Origin of the sequence: Psychromonas sp. SP041 (assembly GCF_000470315.2) — a bacterium.
GTDB lineage: Bacteria > Pseudomonadota > Gammaproteobacteria > Enterobacterales > Psychromonadaceae > Psychromonas.
Genome location: NZ_CBRF02000117.1, coordinates 1 through 562, shown reverse-complemented (window position 1 = coordinate 562; position 562 = coordinate 1). Strand labels below are relative to the sequence as shown.

General features: G+C 46.3%; 1 protein-coding gene. It reads left to right on the top strand.

The annotated features are described in order from the left end of the window. Nucleotides 1-562, top strand: a 562-nt coding sequence (locus tag SP041_RS20800; protein ID WP_170968592.1) for an Ig-like domain-containing protein, incomplete at both ends; no start/stop codon positions are given.

Sequence of the window (562 nt, the reverse complement as noted above, 5' to 3'; positions counted from 1 at the left end):
TTATTTCACCGGTCGATACGGTAACGCAGGGTGCGAACGGTACGGTTGCTATTAACGATGATGGCACCGTAACCTACACGCCTGATGCTGACTTTAACGGCACTGATAGCTTCACTTACACCAATGAAGACGGTAATACTGAAACAGTGAGTGTGACAGTAGACCCTGCCGCTGACGACACAGTATTAGTGGCAGATAGCGCAACAACAAATGAAGACACGCCAATTACCATTAACGTAATTGGTAATGATACTGACGTGGATGGCGGTGTTATTTCACCGGTTGATACGGTAACGCAGGGTGCGAATGGCTCAGTTGCTATTAACGATGATGGCACAGTGACCTACACGCCAAATGCCGATTTCAATGGGTCGGACTCATTTACGTACACCAATGAAGATGGCAATACTGAAATAGTAACGGTAACGGTAGATCCTGTTGCTGATGACACCGTATTAGTGGCAGATAGCGTGACAACCAACGAAGATACGCCAATTACCATTAACGTTGTAGGTAATGATACTGATGTGGATGGCGGTGTTATTTCACCGGTTGATACGGT